This window comes from Mesorhizobium sp. P2_D1, from assembly GCF_056404455.1.
On sequence record NZ_JBFUDZ010000188.1, the window covers coordinates 1 to 589 of the forward strand.

The 589-nt window shown below is 64.1% G+C and carries 1 protein-coding gene; it reads left to right on the top strand.

The window, feature by feature from the left end:
• A partial coding sequence (locus AC1D0I_RS32890) for a phytoene desaturase family protein (RefSeq protein ID WP_477400233.1) occupies positions 1-589 on the top strand: 589 nt, incomplete at both ends.

A 589-nucleotide genomic window follows, 5' to 3' on the forward strand; every position in this document is an offset into this window, starting at 1 on the left:
GGGCAAAGGCGGCGCCGACACCATGATCAAGGCGATGGAAGCGCTGATCACCTCGGCGGGTGGCGTCATCCGTACCAATGCCGATGTCGCGTCGATCAGTATCAGCGGCAATCGCGCGACCGGCGTTGTACTTGCATCTGGCGAGCAGGTGACCGCCTCCAAGGTCGTCATCGCCGGCGTCACGCCTTCCGCGCTGCTTGGATTGCTCGGCGGCAGTTCAGGCGATGCCGGCTTCGACCAGGCCATGAGCAAATTCAGACATGCGCCAGGCACCCTGATGGTCCATCTCGCGACGAAGGACCTCCCGAATTGGCGCGTCAGCGAGGAGCTTCGCCGTTTTGCCTACGTGCACATCGCACCCTCACTTGACCAAATGGCGCGTGTCTACCAGCAGGCGGTCGCCGGCATCATGCCGGCGGAGCCGGTACTCGTGGTCGGCCAGACGACCGCGATCGACCCYGGCCGGGCTCCCGATGGCAACCACATCCTTTGGATCCAGGTGCGCATGCTTCCGAAGATCATCGAAGGCGACGAGGCCGGCACCATCGATTCGCGCGACTGGCGTTTGGCCAAGGAAGCCTACGCGGAC